We start from the raw sequence: 17,083 nt of genomic DNA, 5'->3' as shown, positions 1-17,083 counted from the left end.
AGAAGCCGACGCTGCTTGCCCAGCGCTACCGGGTGATGATCCGGTCACCAGCAGGCGACGGCTAGCTGTGACGTCCACACACGTTGGTCAGTCAGGCCCGACCGGCATCGCCATCTGACCCGCGCCCAGCTCGCCGTCTGGTGCGGCCTCAGCCGAGGCGTTCGATGATGGTGGCGTTGGCCATGCCGCCGCCTTCGCACATGGTCTGAAGGCCGTACCGCCCGCCGGTGGCCTCGAGGTAGTTGACCATGGTCGCCATCAGCCGGGTCCCGGAGCCGCCGAGGGGGTGGCCGAGCGCGATTGCGCCCCCGCGGGGGTTGAGCTTGGTGGGGTCGGCACCGAACTCTGCCGCCCAGGCGAGCGGCACCGGTGCGAACGCCTCGTTGACTTCGTAGGCGTCGATGTCGTCGATGGTGAGTCCGGCCTTTCTGAGGATCTTGTGCGTCGCCGGGAGCGGGCCGGTCAGCATGATCTCCGGATCTGATCCCACGACAGCGAAGCTGTGGAACCGGGCGCGCGGGGTCAACCCGAGCTGGCTGGCCTTCTGTTCGCTCATGATCAGCGCTGCGCTTGCGCCGTCGGTCAGCGGGGAGGAGTTTCCGGGAGTGATGCGCCATCCGACCTCTGGGTACCGACTGGCCAATTCGTCGTCGTAGAACGATGGCTGTAGGCCGGCCAGCCCCTGGGTGGACGTCGTGGCCCGTATGGTCTCGTCCTCGGTGTGGACGCTCCCGTCGGGGAGCGTGATGGGGACGATCTCGTGGCTGAAGTCTCCGCCGGTGGCCGCCGTCGCGGCGCGGCGGTGCGACTCGGCGGAGAATGCGTCGAGAGCCTCGCGGTCTAGCTTCCACTGGGCGGCGATCCGTTCCGCGCCGATGCCTTGTGTGGGCAGGGACGGGAATCGGTCGCCGAGGGGTGCCGTCGGGTGGCCGCCTCGAGCTGAGGAGAACATCGGCGCGCGACTCATCGACTCGACGCCGCTTGCGATCACGACGTCGTACGCGCCCGCGATCACGCCTTGGGCGGCGAAATGTGCGGCCTGCTGCGAGGAACCGCACTGCCGGTCGATGCTGGTGCCGGGCACCTCGATCGGGAAGCCTGCGGCCAGGACGGCGTTGCGGGCGATGTTGAGAGCCTGGTCGCCTGCCTGAGTGACGCAGCCGGCGATGACGTCGTCGACCACGGCCGGATCGAGGTCGTTGCGGTCGGCGAGCGAGGTGAGCAGGGTCGCGAGTAGGCCGACGGGGTGGAGCCCGGACAGGGCACCGCCTGGTTTTCCCTTTCCGGAGGCGGTCCGGACGATGTCGACGATGACGGCTGAGTGCATGCTGGTGCCTTCTTTTCTGGTGGGAGCCGGGGATCAACGAGGGGCTAGGCGCAAGGCTCCGTCCATGCGGATGATCTCGCCGTTGAGGTAGTCGTGATCGATGATGAACGCGACGAGGTCGGCATAGTCGGACGGTCGTCCGAGGCGCTTGGGGAATGGCACATCCGCGGCTAGGCTCTCTCGGACCTTCTCGCTGAGGGAGGCGAGCATGGGAGTCTCCACGATTCCTGGGGCAATGGTGTTCACGCGTATGCCGTGCTGGGCGAGATCGCGGGCGGCAGGGAGGGTGAGGCCGACCACCCCGCCTTTAGCGGACGAGTAGGCCGCCTGTCCGATCTGCCCTTCGAAGGCCGCGACCGATGCAGTGTTGACGATGACACCGCGTTGGGCGTGGTCGAGCGGTTTGGTGCTCGCCATCGCCTCGGCGGCGATCGCGAGCACGGTGAAGGTCCCGATCAGGTTGACTTGGACGATCTTGGCGTAGAGGGCCAGGTCGTGGACGCCTGCCTTGCCCAGGATGCGGGCAGGTGTGCCGATGCCGGCGCAGTTGATGACCACTCGCAGCGGCCGCTGCTCGGCGGCATGCGCGACTGCAGCACGTACTTGGGACTCGCTGGTGACGTCAGCCTTGATGTAGGCGACGCCGTCGATCTCGGGAGCGGTGGCGATGTCGAGGTCGAGCCCGAAGACGCGGGCCCCCTTGGCCGCGAGCGCCGCGGCCGTCGCGTTACCGAGCCCGGATGCCGCGCCGGTGACGATGGCGGCGACGTTGTCGATCTGCATGTTTCTCACTTCCGTGGTTGTTCATGGGTCCTTCGCAGCCCAGACTGCGAAGGAGGACGAAGTGCCGGACTCGGATCAGAACAGACTGAGGAGGTTGAGGTTGGTGCGCACCTCGCGCAGTCGGGACCGGGACGCAGCTCTGGCGGCCAGGGCATCGTCGATCGACACCGGCTCGAATCGCACGGTGTCAGGAGCTCGCGCTTGCGCGAGCAGGTCGAGGTCGGCGCTGATCACCGTGCCGAGGGTCGCGTAGCCACCGCCGGTGACAGCGTCCCGGAGCAGGCAGATCGGCTCCACCCCGCTGGGGACCTGTATCGACCCGACGGGGTAGCCCAGGTCGACGACGTTGCTCGGGTCGTCGCCTGCGCCAAACGGCTGGTCGCGCTCCACGTAGGTCAGGCTCGGGCCGTCGAGGCGGCAACCGATCCGGTCGGCGCGTGCCGTCATCGTGTAGGTGCCGCCGAAGAACCGCTCCATCGACTCGGCTGCGAACCGGTAGTTGCACAGCCCTGGGACGACCCGGACCGTCACCTCGCCCCCGGTACGACCACGGAGCCGGGAGTCGATGCGTGCGCCGGGTCGCGCCGGGGCGGCGATCTCGTGGCCGACCCGCAGCGTGTCTCCGGCGACGAGGGGCCTGCCCGAGAGGCCACCGACGGCGGCCGCGGTGTAGGTCGAGCGGCTGCCGAGGAACAGAGGGCAGTCGATGCCGCCGCGCACGGCGAGGTAGGCCCTGGCGCCAGCCCTGGCCAGACCGACCGTCAGCTGCTGACTCGCCCGGATCAGGTGGGCCGCCCAAGTCTCCACCGGCCGACCATCGATGGTGACGTCGACGTCGGCGCCGGTCACCGCGACGAGGACGTCCTGATCGAACCCGAGGGTGGGTCCGGCCGCGGTCGCCTCGAGGGTCGCGGCCGATTCGGCGTTGCCGACCAGGACGTTGGCGCACGCGTGCGCGTACTGGTCCAGCGCGCCCGACGGTGGAAGTCCCATGGCGTAGTAGCCGGGTCGACCGCTGTCCTGAATCGTCGTGTGCGGCCCCGGGGCCAGAACCGAGATCACGACAGCAGCTCCTTGAGCGAGCGCGCGTATCCCACCGGGTCCTCATCGAAGTCGGAGAGGGAGAACTCGACGGGCGCGCGGCGGACGGCGTACTGGTCGGCGTCCACGAGACGACGCACCTCGTCGTACTCCGCCCGGTCGACCGGGCGGAACTGCAGCAGGGTCGAGATGGGCGTCAGTACGGGCGACCTGCGGAACTCGCGCGTGGTCTGGCTGAGGTCGACCACCGGGATCGCGCTACGCCCGAGCAGCTGGTAGCCGCCGACCCCGCTCGAGGGATAGATGACCGTGAAGGCACCGCCATGGGCAACGGCGCGGGCCGGTGTCTCAGTGCGCGGCGTGAGGTACTTGGGCGCCTGGATCTGTCGCTCGCGGGGCACGAGTTGGTACGACTCCGCGTTGCCGGGCTTGAAGCAGGGAAACGTCACGATGAACGGCGCGCTCGAGTGCGCCTCGACCAGCTCGTCGACGGAGACGAAGCCATTGATCCGCGCGGTGAACTGGAGGTCGGTCTCGGTCGCGGACTGGTGTCCGTCGCGGAAGCGCATGCAGACCTCGGTCGACCAAGGGTCGTCGTAGAGGACGGGTACGTCGAGGATCTCGGTGGAGATCGTCGCCGCCGCGGTCTGCCCAGCCGCGTGGACGTCCGCGATCGTGGTCAGCGCCCGGCGGGGATCGATGGCCTCCGGGTCGACGCGGATCAGGTAGCTGCTGTTGGCTGGCGCGATGTCGAGAACGCCCGGCAGCTCCAGGTCGGTGATGCGCACCGTGATCGACTGGGCCCGGAGGGCGGCGGCGATGCTCATCGCCTCGTCGAGCTCGACGAAGATGTACTCGTCGCCCCCGAAGCTGGCACGACTTCCATCGGGAAACGTCGTGTAGGCCGGCGAACCTCCTCGTGCGTGCGTCATGTCCATGGCTCGACCGAGCGGACCTCGAAGCCGGCAGCGGCCAGCGCGCGGGTGACCGCTGCGGCGATGGCTACGGCGTTGGGCCTGTCGCCGTGGACGCACACCGAGCGCACCGGCATTGCGATGCTGCGTCCCGACACGGTCGATGCTCGGCCGGATGCCACCATCACGGCCGTCTCGGCGACCAGTTCGGGGTCCTTGGCCGCGGGACGCGGCTCGATGATGTTGATCCCGTCGTCATCGAAGTCGAGGTCGACGGCGTTCTCGGGGATGACTGGGAGGCCCGCCGCACCGACGGCGTCGAGGGCTGGGGTCGGTGCCATCATCATGGGCAGGTCGAACCCGGCGCTGCGGAGACCTGTCGCGATCGCCAGCGCAAGCTCGGGGTCGCGGCACATCGCTCCCATCAGCGCCCCGTGCGGTTTGACGTGCCGGAGCGGGACGCCCTCGCTCGCACAGATCGCCGCCAGGGCCCCGACCTGGTAGACGACCGAGTCGACGGTCTCCGCGAGCGACATCGCGATGGCGCGGCGGCCGAAGCCGGCCTTGTCGTCGTAGCCGGGGTGCGCACCGACCGCGACACCGGCACCACGCGCGGCCTGCACCGCCGCACGCATCGTGGATGGGTCGCCGGCATGGTGGCCGCAGGCGATGTTGGCGCTCGAGACGAACGCGAACAAGCCGACCTCGTCGCCCAGCGGCCAACGTCCGAAGCTCTCGCCGGCATCGGCATTGACATCGATCTGTGGAGTCGCCATCGCTCAGACCTCTCGTGTTGAGGGTTCGGCCGCTTTGAGGCCCGCGGCGAGGGCCTCGACGAGGCGGTCGACGTGGGTCTGTTCGAACGTGAGGGGAGGTCGGATCTTCAGCACGTTGCCGTGGGGGCCGGACGCCGAGATCAGCACCCCGGCGCGGCGCATCCGGTCGACGACCTTGCGCGCCATGCGCGCCCCTCCGACGGGACCGCCCTCCGACGACAGCTCGACCCCGTAGAACATCCCGACGCCACGGACCGCTCCGATGAGGTCGGTGTCGCGGGCGAGATCGCGGAGAGCGTCGCCGAGAGAGGCGCCCATGAGCCGGGAGCGCTCGATCAGGTCCTCCTCCTCGATGACCCCGATCACCGCTCGGGCGGCGGCGGCAGCGGCGGTGCTGCCGCCGAAGGTGTTGAAGTAGCGGACTGCCGACTCGAAGCCCTGACCCACCTCGGCACGGAGGACCACCGCGGCGACCGGGTAGCCGTTGCCCATCGGCTTGCCCATCGTGACGATGTCCGGGACGAACCCATGGCGAGCAAAGCCCCACCAGTCGTCGCCCGTGCGGCCGAAGCCGGCCTGGACCTCGTCGGCGATCATCACGGCGCCGTAGGAGCGGACCTCCTCCGCAAGTGCTCGCAGGACGCCCGTCGGGTGGGTGAAGACACCGTCGGAAGAGAGGACTGTGTCGATCAGACAGGCGCTCACACCGTGGCCGGTGCGGACGAGGTCGTCGGCGGCCCGGCGCACGTCGCTGCGCACCGCGGCGATCAGCTCGGCCTCGTCCGCGAACCGTGCCGGGTTGGGTGCCGCGATGGTGCGGACATTCGGTCCCGGGCGCTCGCCGGCGCCGAGGGAGGGAGAGTACGCCGCCACGCTGCTGGTGACGCCGTGGTAGGCGTTCGCGGTGACGATGATCCCGCTGGAACCCGTGTGGTGGTGGGCGATCCGTGTCGCGAGGTCGTTCGCCTCCGACCCGGTGCAGGTCAATGTCACCCGGTCGAGAGCCGGCGGGAAGTGAGCGAGCAGCTGCTCCGCCAGGTCGAGCAGCGGCTCCTGGAGGTAGCGGGTGTTGGTGTTCAGGTTCGCCAGCTGGCGAGAGACCGCCTCGACGACGCGCGGGTGGCAGTGGCCGATCTGTGCCACGTTGTTGTAGGCATCGAGGTACTCGGTCCCGTCGCTCGCGTAGAGATGGACACCCTCGGCGTGGGTCAGCTCGATCGGATCGGTGTAGAAGAGCTGGTACCCGGGTCCCAGGAGGCGGTTGCGTCGCTCGATCATCGACGCGATGTCCCGCGGTTGGGCATCCAGGTCGGTGGCATCGAAGCCGTTGACCATGCCGACGGAGCTGACGGCTGCGCGAGGCGGTGATGACAAGGTGGTGATCCTTAGCTCGTGGGGGCGTCGGACGGTGCGGCGGCGAGGAACTGGTCGGTCGCGGTGTCGAGGGTCTGGATGGCGGTCTCGGCGCGGACCCAGTCGTGCCGCGAGTGCTCGTGGACGTAGTCAGCCCGGGTGGGATCGGTGCTCGCTCGCCACTGCGAGATCAGGGCTCGTTGCACGCAGCGGGCCGCGGCTGCCGCGGCGAGCACTCGGAGCTGGACCGGCGGTATGTCGCGCACGTTGAGGAAGCCTCGTACGTGCGCGGACGCCAGCGACCACGGCTCCGCGAGCCGATGGTCGAGGAGGTTGGAGACCGCGATCGCGAGGTCGTAGAGCACCGGCCCGGCGTGCACGTCACCGAAGTCGATGACACCGGTGACGAACCCTGGAGCCGCCGCGTCTGTCAGCACGTTGTGCACGCTGTAGTCGCCGTGCACGATCTGCCGATCCCCTTTCTCCGCCACGGGCCGTACGAATCTCGTGAAGTGGCTGACCACCTGGTCGGCCACCCGGGCCTGCGACCGCGGGGCCGCGACGGTGTCGACGAGCTCGCCCACCAAGGACAGGTCCCACATGATCCTGCGGTCCGCGGCCGGCTGCCGGAAGGCGGCGAGCGCCGCAGTGAGCTCACCGTGCACGGTGCCCAGCCGCTCGGCCTGCTCCGTGCTGAGCACCTGCTCCGCGACGGCGATGCCCGGCAGGCAGGTCATGACGTGGACCAGGCGCACCGGCAGGCCGCCCGGGTGTTGCCACCGGGTGATGGTTGCTCCGCCTGGTGTCGGCACCGGTACGGGCACCGGGACCGTCGAGGAACGCGCCAGGTGATCGACCACCGCGACCTGGAGCTCGACGAACTCTCGCGGCTCGTCGAGAGCACAGACCTTGACGATCAGGTCGTCGGCCCCGGCGAGCGAGACCCGGTAGGTCTCGTCGTGCTCGGAGCCCAGCCGCGTCAGCGCAGCGTCGATCGCGTAGTGCTCGAGGAGGAACTTGCGAAGCTCCTGCTCGGACGTTCCCGGCAGCTGCTTGGTCAACTGGCGATCCATCCGCCGTCGATCAGCAGGGACGACCCGTGGATGTAGGACGCCGCCGGGGAGGCGAGGAAGACGACTGCGGGTGCGATGTCGCCGACCTCTCCGATGCGTCCGGCGGGGGTGGCCGCGAGCATCTGCTTCTCGTAGTCGGGGTCGGCCAGCAGATGCTCGTTGATGCTGGTCCGGATGTTGCCGGGCGCGACGGCGTTGACCCGGATCCCGCGCGGAGACAGCTCGGCGGTGAGCGACTTCACCAACAGCTCGACGGCGCCCTTGGTGGCGCAGTAGGCCGTCGAGTTGGGGAATCCGGCGTGGCCACAGATCGACGAGACGAAGATGATCGACGAACCCTCCCCCAGGTGGCCGGTGGCAGCGCGCGCGAGCCGGAACGGCGCCCGCACGTTGGTGGCCCACTGGTCGTCCAGGATCTGGTCGGTGGTCTCGAGGAACGGTGTGGGCGTGAACACGCCGGCGGCGTTGACCAGGATGTCGAGACGGCCGAACCGGTCCAGCGCACGTCGTACGACGGCATCAGGTGCGGCCTCCTCGGTGAGGTCCACGCCCAGGGAATCGATCCGGTCGGGGTCGGTTGCCACGCTCGATGCGGTGGCGGCCAGCCGCTCCTGGTTGCGGCCCACCAGCAGGACCTCGGCGCCGGCCCGGTGCATCTCGTGGGCGATCTCGGCGCCGATGCCTGAGCTGGCTCCGGTGACGACCGCGACCTTGCCGGTGAGGGTGGCGGGGTGGATGGGACTCATGGTTCGTGGTTCCTCTCGGTTGGTGCGCTGGGTCGTGGGTGACGCGAGCGGGCGAGCAGCAGGTCAGTCCGGGATGAGCACGACCTTGCCGAAGGCGCGTCCTGACTCGGCCAGGGTGTGAGCCTGGTCTGCGGCGCTCATCGCGAAGACCTGGTCGATCCTGGGTCGCAGCACACCGCGCCGGACCATGTCCGACACCGCCTGCATGCCGGCCCGATCCGCGTCGGCGAGCATGCCGACCATCCGGATGCCCCGTTCGCGGGCCTCGTCCACGATCACGTCGCGTCCGGCGGGCATGATCGTCACGAGCGTGCCTCCCGGGCGGAGCACCGTGAGTGAGCGTGTCGCGACCTCGCCGCCGACCGTGTCGAGCACGACGTCCACGTCCGACAGCTCGGCGTCGAACGCAATCGTGCGGTAGTCGATGAGCTCGTGGGCGCCGATCTCGCGGAGGTAGTCGTGCTTCGACGCGCTCGCGGTGCCGATGACCACTGCGCCCCGGTCCCGGGCGATCTGCACGGCGAGGTGGCCGACACCACCCGCGGCGCCGTGGATGAGCACCCGCTGCCCGGGCTGGATCCCCGCCCGCTCGACCAGTGCCTGCCACGAGGTGAGCGACGCAAGTGGCAGGGCTCCTGCCTGCACGTGCTCGATCTCGGTGGGCTTGTGCACGAGTGCGCGAGCCGGGGCGAGCACGAGCTCCGCATGGGCTCCGTGCCCCGAGGGATAAGGCAACATACCGAACACCTCGTCGCCGGGACGGAAGTCGGCGACGCCGAAGCCGATCTCCTCGACGACACCCGACACGTCCCACCCCAGCACGAAGGGTGGGGGGCCGAGGAAGACCCGGCGCGACCGGTGCTTGAGGTCGGTCGGGTTGAGGCCGGCGGCGAGCACCCGCACCAGCACCTGGTTGGGCGTGGCTCGCGGCCGGGGGACCTCGGCCTGGTGCAGGACCCCGGGGCCGCCGAGGACCTCCTGAGTGACCGCCAGCATCGTTTCCTTCGTCTTCTTCCCGGTCACGACAAGGCTCCCTGCTCGCCACCGATCCGCTCGCGGAGGACGTGCTTGAGGATCTTGCCGGAGGCGTTGCGCGGAACCTCGCCGAGCACGAGCCGGTGCGGGGCCTTGTAGTCGGCGATGAGCGTCGAGACGTGCGACCGCAGGTCCTCGATCGTGATCGAGCACCCCTCGCGGGGCGTCACGACGGCCACCACGCTCTCGCCGTACACGGGGTGGGGCACCCCGACGATCGCACAGTCCGCGACGCTGGGGTGGGCGGCCACGGCGTTCTCGACCTCGACCGAGTACACGTTCATGCCGCCGGTGATGATCATGTCCTTCATGCGGTCGACGAGTGTGATGCAGCCGTCGTCGTCGATGCGTGCCACGTCCCCGGTGTGCAACCAGCCGTTGCGCAGCGCTTCCGCCGTCGCCTCGGGGTTGTTCCAGTAGCCCTTCATCACAGACTCACCCCGGAGCACCACCTCTCCTGTACTGCCGGGCGCGACGTCGTTGCCCTCGCTGTCCACAACCCTCGCCTCGGTGTTGAGGATGGGCCATCCGTTGGCACTCGGGCGGTCGGCGATGTGCTCGGGGCCGAGCCCGACGCCGCCGGGGCCGGCCTCCGTCGGCCCGCAGAGGTTGAAGAGCTGCACCTGGGGGGCAGCCTTCCGCAATCGCTCGATCGTGACCGGCGGCATGGGGGCCGCCCCGAACATGCCCAGCCGCCAGGCAGAGAGGTCCCGGCCGGCGAAGTCCGGGCGGTCCAGGAGCATCTGGTACATCGTGGGGACGCCGAAGAAGGTGGTGATCCGCTCGGACTCCATGACGTCCAGCACGACATCCGGATCGAAGGCCTCCAGGAGCACGTGCGTGGCTCCGACCGCCGTGCCCCCGTGCAGGAAGAGGTTGAGGCCTGCGGAGTGATAGAGCGGGGCGACCTGCAGGATCCGCTCGCCGTCCGCCATCCCGACGGTCGTGGTCACGTTGAGTCCTGCCCAGATCGCGCGATGGTGGTCGAGAAGGACCCCCTTGGGCCGACCCGTGGTGCCTGAGGTGTAGAGGATCTCGGCGTCGTCCGACTCCGAGACCGCTGTCCCCGGCTCGTGATCCGGGGCCTCCGCCATCAGGCTCCTGAGGTCCTGGGGGCGGTCCGGGGTCGGGCCGAGCGGGAGGTGGAACCGCGGCGGCGTGGAGGCGGCCGCTCGCGCCTTGTCCGCGGTCGCCGCGAGGCGGGGATGGAACACGAACCCCGTCGCGCCGCTGTCCTCCAGCAGCCAGGTGACCTCCGGCGCGGCCATCCGTGGGTTGATGGGGACGACGAGCAGGCCGAGCTTGGCCGCGGCGTACAGGGCCACGACGAGGTCGTCGCAGTTCGTGCTCATCACCCCGAGTCGTTCCCCTTGGACCATGCCGCCGCGTTGCAGCACGGCGGTGGCACGGTTGACGTCGCTGTCGAGCTCTGCCCAAGTGATGCGCCGGCCGTCGTGGACGAGTGCGTCTCTTGTCGGAGCCCGGTGGGCTTGTCGTGCTACCAGCTGGCCGAGCGTGGGCATGGGCCTTCTCCTGACGATGGTGAGGGTGCGGTGGAACGCGGTCGACCTGGACCGGGCATGGTCAGAGCCACGCCGGGTCGAGGTCGACCGTCGTGCGGTCGAGGGAGGCGAGCAGGTCGAGCTGAGGTGCCACCCGAGGGAGCTCGTAGGAGCGGAAGTAGTGGGCTGTCGAGCGCTTTCCGCGGGCGAAGGCATCGTCCCGGTCGCCGAGCGCGATGAGCTGCTCGAGCCAGATCCAGGCCAGGACGATGTGCCCGGCGGCCTCCAGATAGAGCGAGGCATTGGCAAGCCTGGTGACCGGATCGGGGTGCGCATGGAGCAGCCTCGTCACTTCCACGAGGCGCGCCCTGGCGCGATCCAGGTCGGCTGCGTGGGCCGAGACCTCGGGCCCCAGGGATGAAGTGGCCGCGATGGTACGCCGCATCTCCTCGTCCAGCGCCTCGATGCCCGCGCCGTCCTGCATGGACGTCTTCCGGCCCAGAAGGTCGAGGGCATGGATGCCATGCGTGCCCTCGTGGATCGGGTTGAGGCGGCTGTCCCGGTAGTGCTGCTCTACGTCGTAGTCGCGGGTGTAGCCGTATCCGCCGTGGACCTGGATGGCCAGCGACGTGCCGTGCAGGCACCACTGCGATGGCCAGCTCTTCGCGATGGGGGTGAGTACGTCGAGCAACAGCCCCGCGCGAGCGCTTTCGGGCTGCTCCGGCGCCGTCTCCTGCTCGTCCAGCAGGCGAGCGCAGTACAGCGTCAGCGCGAGCGCCCCCTCGGCGTAGGACTTCTGGGCCAGCAGCATCCGGCGGATGTCGGCATGCTCCACGAGCGGCACCTGAGGGAGGTTCGCGTCCTTCGCGCCCGGCGTGCGGCCCTGTGGCCGCGTCCGCGCATAGGCCAATGACTTGAGGTAGGCGGTATACCCGAGAGCTGCGGCGCAGGCACCGACCTCGAGACGGACGGCGTTCATCATGTGGAACATCTGGGCGAGTCCTTCGCCGGGCGCGCCGACCAGGTAGCCGATGGCGCCGGCGGCACCGCCGGGCTGATGGGTCCCGTCGCCGAAGCTCAGGACGGTGTTGACCGTGCCCCGGAATCCCAGCTTGTGGTTCAGCCCGACCAGCGTCACGTCGTTGCGCTCGCCGATACTGCCGTCGTCCTCCACCAGAAACTTGGGAACGATGAACAGCGACAGTCCCCGGACGCCGGAGGTCTCGGCTCCGGTGCGTGCGAGCACGAGGTGCACGATGTTCTCGCCCAGCTCGTGATCCCCACCGGAGATCCACATCTTGGTCCCCGTGAGCCGATAGGTCCCGTCGTCGGCCAGGCGTGCGCGGGTCATCGTGTCGGCGAGCGAGGAGCCTGCCTGGGGCTCGGAGAGGCACATCGTGCCGTGGAAGCGGCCCTCGAACATCGGCAGCACGAACCTGTTGATCTGGTCCGCAGACCCGTGTGCACAGATGAGGTGCGAGTTGGCGACGGTGAGCATCGCGTAGCCATACGTGCTCACGTTGGCGGCCGCGAACCACGCGGCGCTCGCCAGGTGCACGACCCGAGGCAGCTGGAGACCGCCCAGCTGGTGATCCGCGGTCGCGCTGAGCAGTCCGGTCTCCGCCAGTGCGTCGAGCGCGGGCCGGACGTCCGGGTTCAGGCGAACGCGACCGTCGACGAGCTTCGGCTCCTCGGTGTCGCTGCGCCGGTTGTGGGGTGCGAAGCGGTCCCGGGCGAGGTCGGCGCAGACGTCCAGGATCGCGTCGAAGGTCGACCTGGAGTGCTCCGCGAAGCGCGGTCGGTCGGTGAGGTCCCCGACCCGGAGCCAGTCATGGAGCAGGAAGTCGAGGTCTGCTCGGGAGAGCAGCTCGTTGGAGTCTTTCACGGCTCGTTCCTCCGATCTGTCGGCTCGGGGCTGGGTGAGTGGCGGCGTACGAACTGGGCGAAGGACGTGGCGGTCCTGCCCAGGAGCTGCGGGATCTCAGCGGTCACGCGGTCTTCGGCGCCATTTGCGGTCAGCACGTCGGCACCGACGAGGGCGTCGACGAATGTCGCCGGGAGTCCGGCATCGAGGAGCTGTGCGCCACGCTCGGTGGGACTGATCGATCGATAGCGGACGGGGAGCTCCCAGGCAGCAGCGATGGTGACCGCCACCCTGTCGTAGGACAGCGCCTCCGGCCCGGTGAGGACGTGCTCACGGCTGCTGTGGTCAGCGCGGGTCAACAGCTCGGCCGCGGCCGCGGCGACGTCCTCCGCGTCGATCCATCCCATCCGGCCATCGCCGGCGGCGGCGACGATCTCATGATGCGTGCGGACGGCGATCGCGGTGGGGTGCTCGCCGAGGAAGTTCTGCATGAAGCCGGACGCAAGCAGCACCGACCATTCCGGCATCTGCTGGACGGTCAGCCGTACGGCGTGCAGGCCGGATGCACACAGCGGGAAGGCCGAGGAGTTGAGCAGCACTGCCCGTCTCACTCCGGCGGCCCGAGCCCTGCCGAGGAAACGGTCGACGACATCGACCGGATCGGGGTCCAGCGGTGGCGGCAGCAGGTAGATGCTGTCGATGCCGCCGCGCAGCGCCTCGTCGTGGGTGGCGTCGTCGGCCCAGTCGAACCGGGTGTGCCGGACCCCGGAGGGAAGCGGGTCCTGCGGAGCCTGCCTGCTCGCGACGACCACGTCGACGCCGCGTCCGTGCAGGAGATCCGTGACAGTGCGCCCGGTCTGCCCCGTGCCGCCCGTGACGAGCACGGTCTCGATCGCGCTCATCGTGCGGTGTCTTCCTCGGACGGTCCGGTCGCTGCCGTGGTCTGGGTCGGGTTCCAGTAGTCGCGGAAGAGAACGATCCGCTCGTCGCGCTCCTCGACGATCCAGACGTACTGGACGTCGTAGGGTGCGCCGGTCTCGACCGCCGTGCCGTGCAGAGTGACCTCGGCGACGATCGAGTGCGGGTCGGTGAGATGGTGCACGACGAGACTCGGGAACGACTCGATCCTGACCGCGGCTCCGATCGCCATCACGTAGTCCCGCACGGCCTCCGGATCGTCCAGTCGCTGGGGCCGGCCGGCCGGCGCGTAGGGGAACTCGATCACGGCGTCCTCGGCGAAGAGGTCGACGTAGCCGTCGAGGTCCATCGCGGCGAGCAACTCGATCGACCGCAGCAGGACAGCGTGCGCAGGGCTGATGGCCGACTGTGGCGACGTCATCGGACCGAGTCCTTCGTGAGGCCCGCGAAGGTGTCGGTGAGCCAGTCGAACATGCGTCCGGAGGCCAGCCGCTGGGCACCGACGTGGCAGTGCGCATCGGCCCCTTCGTCGTGGGTGAAGGTCATCAGGGTGGCGGGAGCAGACAGGCGAGCCATCAGCTGGCGGGGCTGCGGCAGAGCCATGTCGTCGCCCGCAAAGAACAGGTCGTTGTCCGCCTCGCAGACCAGGACCGGGCACGTGATCCGTTCGGCCACACCGTCGAGCAGGTTGTACTGGGCGTACGTCCGCACGAACTCGGCCGGATCCGCGGCGCCCATGACCCACAGCCCGTGGTCGAGGGCCCAGCGCAGGGTGGGTTGCTCCGCGGCTGCTGCCTCGACCTCGGCGTTGAACGCGGGATCATGCCAGCGCTCCTCCATCTCCGCACGGGTCAGACCGAGGAGCGCCTCGACCGCTCCGAGGGCGTCGTACACACCGTCGTTGCACACGACGGCGGCGATGCGTGGCTCGAAGGCAGCGGCGCGCGGGGCCAGCACCCCGCCCAGACTCACTCCGAGGAGCGCGATGCGCTCGGCGTCGACGATGTCGCCGTGTTCGTCGAGTAGGAAGTCGAGGACCGGCCCCACGACGTTCTCCCAGTCAGGACGAAAGACCAGGCCGTGGTCGTGCACGGCGGCCGGCTGTCCCGGACCGTCGAAGGTGAGCACGTTGAAGCCTCGCTCGGCTGCCGCCTCCGCGCCGAAGTAGTGCATCTCCTCCGCGCTGCCGTCGAAGCCGTTGTGCATGACGATCGTCGGGCGCCGCTCGTCAGAGCCTGCCGGTCCCCGGTAGAGGTAGCCGCGCAGCGTCTTGCCCTCGTAGGGGATCTGGACCGGCGTGATGCTCGACCGCTCGGGATCCTCGAAGGGCCGCGTGATGGCGATCGCCGCCTCGAAGCACTGCACGCCGTGGCGATAGGCATGCAATACGCGCGGATCGTGCGGGTTGGCGTGCAGGAAGAAGTCGGCGTTGCGGTAGTAGTTCGCGGCCCGCAGGTAGCCCTCGCGCGAGCTCACCTGTCGGCCATGAACGGCGTCGCGGCGAGCACCCTCGGCGACGCGATCGGCCGTTCGCAGCCAGGCGCCGTACCAGCTGTCGTGGTCGCCCGCAGTGATCTCGGCGGACGTCGCCAGGACCTCACCGACCTCCGAGCCGCCATAGGACGAGTGGCCCAGCATGCGCAGGGTCTCGAACCAGTACTGGGGATGGTCTGCGAAGAGCAGGGGTGTCGAAGTGGTCACGTCGGAACGGTACCGTATCGTCGTCACGTGTTCAACCCTTCTTGCGCGGCGCGTCCCGGGTGGAACCAGCCGTAGATGGCGATCAGAACGGGGACCAGGGGCATCCAGGCCACCACCGGGTTCTCACTGCCCGTGACGGTCGCGTAGTTGCGGGCGATCGCCGCGATGACGACGACCAGGCCGGCACCGGCGACGGCGGGCGCGACGATGGCCTGCCACGGCCCCTCGGTCACGTGGCCGCGCACTCGCGCGACGATCACGCTGACGCAGCAACCGAGCATGAGCGTCACCAGCGAGAGGGACGTGATCCCGGAGACCGCCGGGAACAGGTTGGTGAGCGGGTCCGCGCCCAATGTCGCGAATCCGGCCAGGATGAGGGCAGTCAGGGCAACCAGGATCGCGGTGCCGACCATGGGAGTGCCATGGCGGGGATGCACTCGCGCGAGGACGTCGGGCAGGCGGCCGGAACGTCCCATCGCGAAGAGATAGCGGCTGCCCATGTTGTGCAGGGCAATGGCCGCCCCGAGAAAGCTGAAGGCCACCATCACGCTGAGGACCGGCCCGGCCCAGTGGCCGAGGTAGGTCTCTGCAGTCACAGGAACCAGTGCGCCGGCGTCAGCGGTTGCGAGTGCGACCACGTCCTGGTGCGCGGCCTTGAGCGTCCAGGTCCCCAGGGCGAAGATGGCGAACAGCAGCCCCAATGCCCCGAAGGTCGCCCTGCGAATGCTCCGGCGTGGCGCCTTCGCCTCCTCGCCGTAGACGGCGGTCGCCTCATAGCCACCGAAGCAGACCAGGCAGAAGACCAGTGTCAGGGCGGCGGTGCCGGAGAACGGCTCGGTCGGAAGCAGGTCGTCGGGCAACCACGCGGATGCCGGACGCTGGACCAGCACGGCCACGAAGAGCGCGATGACGATGACGAACTGGGCCGAGCACAGCAGCACCATCACCCACTGGGCGATGTCGAGGCCACGGACGCCCAGGATCGCGACAACACACAGTGCGACAGCCGAGAGGACGTACCAGGGCGGGGCGGAGCCGACATAGGAGTCGAGCGTCAGCTTGGCGAAGTAACCTGTCGCCGCCACCATCGCAGTGGATGCGAGGCCGTAGGCGAGAGCAGCGACGAACGCTGCCGAGGAGCCAAGTCTGCGGCCCAGCCCGAACGTCACGAAGGCAGCGAAGGCGCTCGGCTCGACGACATAGCGGGACAGCACCAGGAAGCCGACCGCAAAGAGGGCCAGGAGAGCACCCACGACCGCGAGGTAGCCCACCGTCTCGGTGCCTGCGCCGAGACCGATACTGATGGAGATGTTGGAGCTCAGGGCAGTGAGCGGCGCCGTGGCCGCCACCACCAGAAAGATCATTCCCGTCGTGGAGACCGTGCCTCCCCGCAGGCGGGGGCGGTCATCGGCGACCTCGCACGGGTCGGAGATGGCTTCATCTGTCATGGGAGTCTCCGGTTTCTTCTTTGTTGGGCTGCGCGGGGCTGACCGGCTCAGGCGAACGGTCTGTCGCAGGTAGGGATGGGCCCGAGAAGTCCGCCGTATGCCAGCGCTGTGGCCGGAGGACGAAGAGCACCTGGTCGTCGGGGTCGTAGCGGTCGACCGCAATATCCGCCCCCTCGGGACTGAGATAACGGCGAGCGATGGCTCGGCGGACCGGCACGGGTGATGGGTGGACGACGTTGGCGACCCGGCATTCGACGACGACGTACCAGTAGGGCGGGGTCGCGCGCTGCACCGTGAGCGTGGCGGCGCCGGCGGCGCGGATGAGTCGGGCCTTTCGGCTCGAGACGGAGGTGTTGACCACGACGTCACCGCCCGGGTCATAGGAGTACCAGAGCGGCACGCTGGCCGGAGGTCGGCCCGGGTCCGCGCCGACCGCTAGCACGCCGACATGCGACTCGGACAAGAACTGCTCTCGGTCGGACGGGGAGAGCGGGCGGGGCGGATGCAGCTGGTCGAGTTGCGCCAACCGGGCTTCGGGTGATCCGTCGGCCGTTGGCTGGCGGGAATTCGGGGCAAGGGACGTCATCAATCCTCCTGACGGG

Annotated in this window: 16 protein-coding genes; all 16 read right to left on the bottom strand. The window is 69.3% G+C overall.

The features are described 5' to 3' along the window. Positions 1–148 precede the first annotated feature (148 nt). A complete protein-coding gene (locus BJ988_RS02435) occupies positions 149–1,327 on the bottom strand; it encodes a thiolase family protein (protein WP_179656518.1) in 1,179 nt (392 codons plus the stop codon). Positions 1,328–1,360: 33 nt separating this feature from the next. After that, the gene (locus tag BJ988_RS02430) at positions 1,361–2,110 is read right to left on the bottom strand and encodes an SDR family NAD(P)-dependent oxidoreductase (RefSeq protein WP_179656517.1); all 750 of its coding nucleotides are present in this window, start codon (positions 2,108–2,110) and stop codon (positions 1,361–1,363) included. Between the two features lie 75 nt (positions 2,111–2,185). Then, positions 2,186–3,172 (bottom strand): 5-oxoprolinase/urea amidolyase family protein, encoded by a 987-nt coding sequence (locus BJ988_RS02425; protein ID WP_179656516.1) that lies wholly within the window; start codon positions 3,170–3,172, stop codon positions 2,186–2,188. After that, positions 3,169–4,083: a 5-oxoprolinase subunit B family protein gene (locus BJ988_RS02420; RefSeq protein ID WP_179656515.1), complete on the bottom strand. Its 915-nt coding sequence runs from the start codon at positions 4,081–4,083 to the stop codon at positions 3,169–3,171. Before BJ988_RS02420 ends, BJ988_RS02425 begins: the two co-directional genes overlap by 4 nt. Beyond that, a complete protein-coding gene (locus BJ988_RS02415; RefSeq protein WP_179656514.1) occupies positions 4,080–4,841 on the bottom strand; it encodes a 5-oxoprolinase subunit PxpA in 762 nt (253 codons plus the stop codon). Before BJ988_RS02415 ends, BJ988_RS02420 begins: the two co-directional genes overlap by 4 nt. Positions 4,842–4,844: 3 nt before the next feature. Then, positions 4,845–6,215: an aspartate aminotransferase family protein gene (locus BJ988_RS02410; protein ID WP_218860540.1), complete on the bottom strand. Its 1,371-nt coding sequence runs from the start codon at positions 6,213–6,215 to the stop codon at positions 4,845–4,847. Between the two features lie 11 nt (positions 6,216–6,226). Beyond that, on the bottom strand, positions 6,227–7,255 hold the full coding sequence (locus BJ988_RS02405; RefSeq protein ID WP_179656513.1) for a phosphotransferase: 1,029 nt from the start codon (positions 7,253–7,255) through the stop codon (positions 6,227–6,229). Continuing rightward, the gene (locus tag BJ988_RS02400) at positions 7,252–8,013 is read right to left on the bottom strand and encodes an SDR family NAD(P)-dependent oxidoreductase (RefSeq protein ID WP_179656512.1); all 762 of its coding nucleotides are present in this window, start codon (positions 8,011–8,013) and stop codon (positions 7,252–7,254) included. The genes BJ988_RS02405 and BJ988_RS02400 overlap by 4 nt, the downstream gene beginning before the upstream one ends. A gap of 63 nt (positions 8,014–8,076) precedes the next feature. Beyond that, a complete protein-coding gene (locus BJ988_RS02395; protein WP_343051420.1) occupies positions 8,077–9,036 on the bottom strand; it encodes an NADP-dependent oxidoreductase in 960 nt (319 codons plus the stop codon). After that, positions 9,033–10,571, bottom strand: a complete 1,539-nt coding sequence (locus BJ988_RS02390) for a class I adenylate-forming enzyme family protein (RefSeq protein WP_179656511.1) — start codon at positions 10,569–10,571, stop codon at positions 9,033–9,035. Before BJ988_RS02390 ends, BJ988_RS02395 begins: the two co-directional genes overlap by 4 nt. A 61-nt stretch (positions 10,572–10,632) precedes the next feature. Next, positions 10,633–12,435, bottom strand: coding sequence for an acyl-CoA dehydrogenase C-terminal domain-containing protein (locus BJ988_RS02385; RefSeq protein ID WP_179656510.1), 1,803 nt, complete (start codon positions 12,433–12,435; stop codon positions 10,633–10,635). Further along, on the bottom strand, positions 12,432–13,316 hold the full coding sequence (locus tag BJ988_RS02380) for an NAD-dependent epimerase/dehydratase family protein (protein ID WP_179656509.1): 885 nt from the start codon (positions 13,314–13,316) through the stop codon (positions 12,432–12,434). The genes BJ988_RS02385 and BJ988_RS02380 overlap by 4 nt, the downstream gene beginning before the upstream one ends. Beyond that, a complete protein-coding gene (locus BJ988_RS02375; RefSeq protein WP_179656508.1) occupies positions 13,313–13,753 on the bottom strand; it encodes a nuclear transport factor 2 family protein in 441 nt (146 codons plus the stop codon). The genes BJ988_RS02380 and BJ988_RS02375 overlap by 4 nt, the downstream gene beginning before the upstream one ends. Then, the gene (locus BJ988_RS02370; protein WP_218860538.1) at positions 13,750–15,033 is read right to left on the bottom strand and encodes an alpha/beta fold hydrolase; all 1,284 of its coding nucleotides are present in this window, start codon (positions 15,031–15,033) and stop codon (positions 13,750–13,752) included. The genes BJ988_RS02375 and BJ988_RS02370 overlap by 4 nt, the downstream gene beginning before the upstream one ends. A gap of 23 nt (positions 15,034–15,056) precedes the next feature. Beyond that, positions 15,057–16,481: an APC family permease gene (locus tag BJ988_RS02365; RefSeq protein WP_179656507.1), complete on the bottom strand. Its 1,425-nt coding sequence runs from the start codon at positions 16,479–16,481 to the stop codon at positions 15,057–15,059. After that, complete coding sequence (locus BJ988_RS02360) at positions 16,471–17,067, bottom strand: pyridoxamine 5'-phosphate oxidase family protein (protein WP_179656506.1); 597 nt, start codon at positions 17,065–17,067, stop codon at positions 16,471–16,473. The genes BJ988_RS02365 and BJ988_RS02360 overlap by 11 nt, the downstream gene beginning before the upstream one ends. Positions 17,068–17,083: the final 16 nt, after the last annotated feature.

The organism is Nocardioides panzhihuensis, assembly GCF_013408335.1.
Taxonomy (GTDB): Bacteria; Actinomycetota; Actinomycetes; order Propionibacteriales; family Nocardioidaceae; genus Nocardioides; species Nocardioides panzhihuensis.
This window is presented reverse-complemented; position numbering and strand designations above follow the sequence as displayed.